Source organism: Nocardia tenerifensis NBRC 101015, from assembly GCF_000308715.1.
Lineage (GTDB): Bacteria > Actinomycetota > Actinomycetes > Mycobacteriales > Mycobacteriaceae > Nocardia > Nocardia tenerifensis.
The window spans coordinates 1-7,843 of record NZ_BAGH01000189.1 but is presented as its reverse complement, the minus strand read 5'-3'; the positions used below and the strand labels follow the sequence as shown (position 1 = coordinate 7,843).

Genomic DNA, 7,843 nt, shown 5'->3' with positions numbered 1-7,843 from the left:
CGGCGATCCGGCCGCCGAAGCGGCGGCCGCGGGTGAGCCGAACGATGCCGCCGCGCAGGCGGGTTCGTTCGAGTGCCGTCAGCGCGGACGGATGCTGCTCCGGCGCGGCCGATTCCGGCGAGTCGGCGCCCAAGATTTCGTCGAGCACCGGATTGGGTTCGCCCGCAACGGGTCCCGCGACGAGGTCGGCGAGGACCGCGCCCGCGTCGACCGAGGCGAGCTGGTCGGGGTCGCCGACCAGCACCAGGCGCGTGTCGGGGCGCAGGGCGGCGAACAGCCTGCTCATCATGGTCAGCGACACCATGGAGGTTTCGTCGACCACGATCACGTCGTAGGGCAGCCGGTTGAACTCGTGGTACTTGAACCGGGTGGCGCGCCCGCGCTGCCAGCCGAGCAGGCGGTGCAGGGTGGCGGCGGTCAGATCGGGCAGGCCCAGCTCGTCGGCCTGTTCGCGGACCGCCTCCTGCAGCCGGGCCGCCGCCTTGCCCGTCGGCGCGGCCAGCGCGATACGCAGCGCGGGCAGCTTGGGGTTGGCCTTGCGGTGCGCGTCGAGCAGGGCGATGACGCGCGCGATGGTGTGCGTCTTGCCGGTGCCAGGGCCGCCCGCGACCACCGTGGTCCAGTGCGTCGCGGCGAGCGCGGCCGCGAGCCGCTGCCGGTCGGGCACGCCTGCGGTCGGCGCGTCGAAGAGCCGATCCAGTTCGCGGCGAACGATATTCACGTCGACCACCGGGTGCTGCCCCGACCGCTCGGTGAGCACCCGCCGGACGGTCTGCTCCTGCTGGAAATACCGGTCGAGGTACAGCAGCGGACCGGTATCGTCACGGCGCTGGGACTCGACCAGCCGCAACGGCCGCAGCGGACCGGCGGGCCCACCCGTCACCAGCGGACTCACCCGCAGCGCGCCGACCACCTTGTCGATATCTGGCCATGGCAGCGTCGCCGGATCGATCCGCTCCCCCGTATCCCAGGTCTCGTCCGCGTCGATGCCGATCTCCCGCATCCGATGCAGCTCGAGACACACCGACCCGGACCGCACCGCCCGCACCGCGAGCGCCGCCGCGAACAACACCTCCTCGCTGTCCTCCCGCCCGAGCCGTCCGAGCCTGACCGCGACGTGCACGTCCGCGGCGGACAACACCCCCGCCTCGTTGAACGTGCGCAGCAGCCCGGTCGCCCGCTGCGCCAACTGGATCGAGGTCACCGGGCGACCTCGCCGGCGAGGAGATCCGAGAGGGCGGCGATCAGGGCGGCGGGTGGGTTCCAGTCGAAAACGCCGTGACCCGTGGGGGTTTCGGGGCCGATCATGCCGCGCACGAACAGATAGCGGGCGCCGCCGAGGTGGCGGCCGGGGTCGTAGCCGGGCAGGCGCCAGCGCAGGTAGCGGTGCAGGGCTACGGCGTAGAGCAGGGCCTGCAGGGGGTAGTGCGAGCGGAGCATCTCGGCGGCCATGCGGTCGCGGGAGTAGTGGTCGACGGTGAGGTCGCCGGTGCCGAGGCGGTTGGTCTTGTAGTCGACGATCACGAAACGCGTGTCCGCGCCGTCGTTCACGCGCAGGACCGCGTCGATGCTGCCGGTCAGGTAGCCGCGCAGCGGGAGGTCGTCGAGGGCGGCCAGATGATCGGCGTAGACGAAAAGGGCGTCGTCGCCGGGCAAGTGGGCGCGCAGCAGGTCCGCGATCCGGCGCAGCGTCGCCGATTCGGCGCTGGGCGTGTCGCCTCCGGCCAGGGGCAGCTCGAACTCCAACTCGTTCAAGCGATCCCGGCTGGAGATCTCGGCGAGCGAGCCGAACCCGAGCGGGGTGCGCAGCACGGCGAGCAGGGCGGTGCTCAGCACGTCCGGATCGGCCTCGGCCATGAGTTCGCCGACGGCGGCGCGGCAGCGAGCCGCCACCTCGGCGGCCAGATCCGGTGCGTCCGTGTCGATCAGCTCGAACACGCCGTGCACCAGGGTGCCGAACTCCGCGCCGTAGGGCAGCGAGTTCATCAGCGACGGCGCGCCCGCGAACACCTCCTCGACCTCGGCCACCGCCGGGGTGCTCGGTTCGTCGCCGCGCCCGCGCTCGTCCTCCGGCTCGATCTCCGACTCGGGGGTGGCCGGGCCGTGCGCGGACGCGGTCAGCGCCGAGTACGAGGTGCGCCGCCAATGCTGATCCAGCCTGCGATCGAAGCGCGCGGCGGCGAGCTCGCCGGTGACGGGCTCGGTGCGCACCCGCTGGATGGCGACGTCGTCGGCGCCCGCGACGGCCGTCACCGAGATCGCCTGCGCCGCTCCCCCGGCCCAGGCCGAAAGCAGATCGGGCGCAACGGCATCCGCCGGCACGGACGCGCGCGGCGGCACGGTGTCACCGCCGTCCGGGCGGCCCAGGATCATCCGGTGCAGCGGCGAGGCGGCCGTGGTGATCGCGGGCGCCCACCACGCGACGACCTGGCACATGGCGCGGGTCAGCGCGACGTAGAGCAGCCGCAGCTCCTCGCCCGCCTCCTCGGTCTCGCTGCGCAGCTTGCGCTCGGCGTAGCCGGACGCGTCCGGGCCGCCGACATCGAGCACGCGCATGTCGTTGTCGTCGTGGTACAGCAGCGTCGCCGGGTACGGATTCTTCGCGTTGTCCCAGGCGAACGGCAGGTAGACGATCGGGAACTCGAGGCCCTTGCTGGCGTGCACGGTGGCGATCTGCACGGCGGCGGCGTCACGGTCGAGGCGGCGGCTGCGATCGGCCACGGTGCCCGAGGCCGGGTCGCGCACCCGATCGGTCAGCCAGCGGGTGAGCGCGGTCAGCCCGAGCGACTCGGTGAGCGAGACCTGATCGAGCAGCTGCGCGATGTGCCGCAGATCGGTGAGCTGCCGCTCGCCGTTCTCCACCGCGAGCAACCGACGCGCCAGATCCGCCTCGGCGGAGATCTTCTCGAAGACGGCGGCGAAGCCCGCGCGCGCGAACAGCCGGGCCGCGTCGCGCAGCTGCGCGCTGACCCGGCCGACCAGATCCGCTCCGCCACTGTCGATCTCGGCGGCGGTGAGGCCGATCAGCGGCGTGCACGCCGCCAGCCGCACCCGGTCGCCGCGGTGCGGCTGCTCCAGCGCGCGCAGCAGCCACAGCCAGTCGGTGGCGCTGCTCGTCGCGAACACACTGGTGCCGCCCGCGAGGACGGAGGCGACCCCGACCCGGTCCAAAGCCGCTCGCACCACGTCGATTTGGGATCGAGTACGCACCAGCACCGCGATATCGCCCGGACCGACGGGCCTGCGAGGCACACCGCCCGCAGCATGGGAAGCCATGCGCCGGAGCGGTCGCTCGTCGCCCGAAACAATCGGGCCGCCGATCGCCTCCCCCTGTGCCGCTTCGGCTTTCGACACACCATGCGCATGGGAACCGACCGTGACGCCGGACTCGAGCAACCGCACGATATCGGCCGCCAGATCGTCGGCGACCTTCGCGCGCATGCGACCGACGGCCGGAAAACCGGACTTGTTCAACGGCCCCGCACCCGTGCGCGTCAGACACCGCAACCGCAGCGGCGTGACGAGCTCGTCCGACCCGGACAGCCGCGACCACGACCGGGTGGCGGCCACCGGGTAGACGGTGATCTCCTTGTGCCCCAAGGCCGCTCCACCCTGCAGGTGATCCAGCGCGGCCAGCAGCCCCGCGTCGCTGCGCCAGTTGGTGGTGAGCTCCTTGCGGGTGTCGGCGTGCGCGACCGCGTCGAGGTAGCTGAGCACCTCCGCGCCGCGGAAGGCGTAGATGGCCTGCTTCGGATCGCCGACGAGCACCAGCGTGGTGTGGCCGTGGAAGGCGCGGCGCAGGATGTCCCACTGCAGCGGGTCGGTGTCCTGGAACTCGTCGACCAGCGCGACCCGGTAGCGCTCGCGGATGCGGCGGCAGGCGCGCGGGCCGTGCTCGGCGTCGGCGAGCACGTCGTGCAGCAGCACGAGCAGATCGTCGAAGTCGCGCAGACCGGCTGAGCGCTTGCGGCGCTCGGTCTCCGCGCGCACCGCGGCGGCGAAGGCCACTCGCTCGCCCGCCGCGGCGTCGCCCTTGGGCATCAGCACCGCGTGCCGGTCGCGCACCGCGGCCAGCGCCAGCGTGTGCGCCTCCTTCACGGAGAACGGCGGCTCGGTGCGCGCGTAGCGGTGCAGGTACAGATCGTCGGCGACGGTGCCGACCAGCTCGTCGACGGTCTCGACCAGCCGCGCGCCGGGATCGTGCTCGCCGGCCAGCCCGAGCTCGTCCAGCATCCGCTGGCAGAAGCTGTGCGTGGTGGCGATGGTGCCCGCGTCGAAATCCGAGAGGGCCGTGAGTAATCGGGCCCGCCTGCGACGCACCTCGTCCGGATCCGCCTGTGCCAGATGCCGAATCAGCTCGTCGGCGTGCGCGCGGGCCAGCTCGGGATCGGCCAGGCCCGCGGCGACCGCCACGAACCGGTCCCGGGTGCGCTCGCGCAGTTCCTGGGTCGCCGCCCGGCTGAACGTGACCAGCAGCAGCTGCGACACGTCGATCCCGGCCTCGGCGACGTAGCGCACCGCCAACCCGACGATGGCGTGCGTCTTACCGGTCCCCGCGCTCGCCTCGAGCACGGTCGTCCCGGTGGGCAGCGCGCCGTACGGCTCGAAGCTGTCGGGCGCGTCGAACTCGGGCACCGCGAAGGAGGTGTCCTGCACCGTCACCCGAGCACCCGCCTTTCGACCCGCCGAAACCGCCATTCTGCCGCTCCGGCGCGCGCCACCGCGCCACCGACACGCGTTACGGTGCCCACCGTCACGGTTGGCCTTGGCTTTCGGCGCCCAACAGCGGCGCCCACAGCCGCCGGGCCAGCGCGCCGAACCGGGTGCTCTCCCCCGGCTCGCCGGGCGGCGCGGGGATCGCCATGAGGTGCTCGAGCCGCGGCGCGGGACCCCAGACGTAGCGCAGGTGCCGGTCGGTGTGGTCGCCGAACGGGCCGGGTCCGTTGGGCCCGCCGTTGAATTCGCGCTCGGCGGCGACGACGGCCTCCTCGGCGTCGGCGCCGCGGAAACGACGCTCGGCGTAGGCGGCGGTCGCGCCCTGCGTGATCGGCAGCGGCTCGGTGAGCCCGGCGTCGCGCAGCGCGACGAGCTCGCGCAGGATGGCCCGCGCGGCAGGCATATCCGGCGCCGTGATCTCCGAACGCCATGCGGGACGGCCGAATTGGCCGCGACCGGTGGTGACGGCGCGCCACGACCGGTCCTCGGTGACGGCTAGGGCGAGCAGCGAAACCCAGGCGCTGATCCGGTGTTTCGGGGCGAGCCGGGAGAAGGTCGTGCGCACCAGCGTCTCGCCGCGCACCTCGGGCACGGTGCCGGTGAGCCTGCGGCCGTTGCCGAGATCGATCGCGACGTCGACCGCGCGCGGCACGCCCTCGTAGTCGCCCTGCGACGCGCGAACCAGCTTGTCCACCGTGTGCTCGACCTCGTCCAGCACCGCCGCGCCGAACCCGAAGGGCGGCAACGTCCCTCGGCGCCACTCGGCGGCGCGCAGCCCGGCCGGGTCCGCGCCGGTCAGCCGGGCGGTCAGGAGTCGTTCGCCCAGTTCCCATTTCGCCAGGCCGTCGAGTTCGATGGGCAGGCGGTCGGCGATGTCCTCCTCGTGCTCGGGCACGCGCAGGCCGAGGCGCTGCCACAGGAAGGCGCGGATCGGGTGCTCGACGAACGAGATCAGGTCGGCCAGCGCCACATCCGTGAGCTCGGGGGCGGGCAGCGGCTCCGGCAGGAAGGCGGGGCGCGGACTCGGTGGCTGTCCGGCCGAGATCGCGCCGCCGAGCGCGACGGTGTCGAAGCTGAACGGGCGCTCGGCGCGGAAGTTGCGACGATCGAAGGCCTGCAACGGATGCCGCGTCACCACCTCGGCCATGCCCGCCGCGCCGACGTGCGCGCGCAGCGCGTCGAGCAGCTCGGCGACCGGGATGGCCGGCGGGCGGTGGGCGCCGGTCACCGGGTCGGCCCCGGTGTGGAACACCAGCAGCCGCTCGGTCGCGGAGAGGATCGCGTCGAGCAGCAGCTGCCGGTCCTCGCTGCGCGGATCTCGTTCGCCCAGCAGGGGTTCGCGGGCGAGCACGTCGTCGCCGTCCACGCCGCCCGCGCGCGGGAACACGTCGTCGTCGAGGCCGAGCAGCACCACGACGCGGTGCGGCACCGACCGCATCGGCACCATGGTGCACACGGTCAGCTCGCCGGTGCGGAAGTTGGCGCGGGTCGGCGCGGCCGCCAGCCGGGAGCGCAGCAGCACCTCGACGTCGGCCAGGCGCAGCGACACATCGCCCGCGTGCTCGGTCGCGGCCGCCAGCTCCTGCCTGGCCTCGGTGCGCACCCACGACTGCGAATCCGGCACGTCCGTCAGCAGATCCAGCGCCCGGCCGAGCACCGCCGCCCACTCGTGCGCGGGGCGCGGGCCGCGCAGATCGCGCAGGCACACCGCGAGCCGGTCGATGAACTCCGCGAAACGGCCGGCCAGATCGACGTCGTTGCTGTCCACGTCATCGAGCGGGAGCGCGAGATCCAGCCAGCCTGCTGAGCCGCCATCGATGCCGGCCTCGGCAGTCTCGCCCGCCGTGACGCCGAGCAGGATCCGGTCGACCGCGGCATTCAACGTGTTCTGCGCGAAATCGGCCAGCCCGAACGCCTGACGCTGCCGCTGCCCGATCCCCCAGCGCGCGCCGGACTCGGCGGCCCACTCACGCAGCCGCTCGATATCGTCGTCGTCGAATCCGCAACGGCGCCGGACGGTTTCGGCCGCCGCCAGATCGAGCACTTGCGTCACGGTGACCCGGCCGTCGGCCAGCTCGAGCAGCACGCCGACCACCGCGAGCAGCGGATTGGTCACGCCGCGACCGCGATCGGCGAGCCGCACGCGCAGGCGATGGGCCGGGTGGGCCGAGTCCGGCGCGTGCTCGACCGCTCCGGGCACCCGCTGCCCGAAGGCCGCGCGCACCAGCGGCGCGTACGCCTCCACCTCCGGGCACATCACCAGCACGTCCCTCGGCTCCAGGGTGTCGTCCGCGGCGAACAATCCGAGCAGGCATTCCCGCAGCACCTCGACCTGGCGCGCGGGGCCGTGGCAGGCGTGCACCTGCACCGTCGCGTCGGCGGCGCGCGGCGCGGGCGGCCAACGGTCGTCGCGGATACCGGCCTGCAACGCCCCGAGCAGACTGTCCGTATCGCGTTCCGGCACAACGTCTTCCGAGGCAGGCGGGTAGTAGGTGTCCGAAGCCGTCGCCGCCAGCCGCTGCTGTAATTCCCGCACATCGCGGGCGAGACCCGCCAGCAGCGGGTGCCGCACCGCACTCCCGCTGAGATCCGCGGAGCGTGAGACGGCGGCGGGGGCACCGGCCAGCTCGGTCCACATCGCCGGGCTCGGGTGCGGCAGCCACAGATGGATCTCGCGGGTCTCGGCCAGCGCCGACAGCACGGCGAGTTGATCGGTGGACATTCTGGTCGCGCCGAACAACGAGAAGCGCGCCGGAAATGCAACAAGTTCAGGCTCGGCGCGCAGCCGCGCGCACGCGGCGTCGAGCCGCTCGGCCGGACTCGGCGCGCCGACCTCCGCCCGCAGCCGCCGCCACAGCTCGGGCTGCCACCGCAGATCATCCGGCACCGGGTTGCCCGCGCCGTCGGTGTCGCGGCCCGCGGCCCACTCGATCACGAGCCCGGGGCGCTGCGCCGCGTAGCTGTCGAACAGCGACGCCAGCTGCGCGGCGGTGGCGTAGCGGCGGCCGACGCGGTGGTCGCGTCCGGCCGTGTCGTGGGCGCCGAGGTGCCGGGCGAGGACCGCGCACCACGGCTCGCCGAGCGCGTCATCGATCACCCGCAGCAACGTCCACACGACCCGCTCGGG

General features: G+C 73.4%; 3 protein-coding genes. All 3 read right to left on the bottom strand.

Annotated features, from left to right (window positions below):
* A partial coding sequence (locus ON39_RS15550; protein ID WP_040734775.1) for an AAA family ATPase occupies positions 1-1,204 on the bottom strand: 1,204 nt, incomplete at its 3' end.
* Positions 1,201-4,698 carry a UvrD-helicase domain-containing protein gene (locus ON39_RS15545; RefSeq protein ID WP_083894472.1) on the bottom strand — a complete coding sequence of 1,166 codons (3,498 nt, stop codon included), beginning with the start codon at positions 4,696-4,698 and terminating at the stop codon, positions 1,201-1,203. The genes ON39_RS15545 and ON39_RS15550, both read right to left, overlap by 4 nt.
* Positions 4,699-4,753: 55 nt before the next feature.
* A partial coding sequence (recC, locus tag ON39_RS15540) for an exodeoxyribonuclease V subunit gamma (protein ID WP_040734774.1) occupies positions 4,754-7,843 on the bottom strand: 3,090 nt, incomplete at its 5' end.

What these genes read in the sequence shown, in the direction of transcription:
- ON39_RS15545 (WP_083894472.1), bottom strand. Translation starts at nt 4,698, where the DNA reads ATGGCGGTTTCGGCGGGTCGAAAGGCGGGTGCTCGGGTGACGGTGCAG.